This is a genomic window from Erwinia sp. PsM31 (assembly GCF_030433775.1).
In the GTDB taxonomy this organism is placed as follows: Bacteria; Pseudomonadota; Gammaproteobacteria; order Enterobacterales; family Enterobacteriaceae; genus Erwinia; species Erwinia aeris.
The window spans coordinates 1-213 of record NZ_JARUWZ010000147.1 but is presented as its reverse complement, the minus strand read 5'-3'; the positions used below and the strand labels follow the sequence as shown (position 1 = coordinate 213).

1 pseudogene is annotated in these 213 nt (G+C 57.7%); it reads right to left on the bottom strand.

From position 1 onward, the window contains the following. Window positions 1-213: pseudogene (locus QCD69_RS22775) on the bottom strand (RHS repeat domain-containing protein); the annotation flags it as partial.

Below are 213 nucleotides of genomic sequence, written 5' to 3'. Positions count from 1 at the left end.
TTACGGGCCACGTGCCGCTCTGAAAACCTGTCGACGTTCTCGCCAACCAGCATGCCGGCGCGATCGTATTCATATTCCGTATCACCTCCGTCAGGACGCGTCAGGCACTGCAGACGACCCGCAGCGCTCCATCGATAACGCGTAGTGTTGCCTTCCGCGTCCGTGCTGCTCAGCATCCTTCCCGCATCTTCATACAGACGATAACTTTGGTTG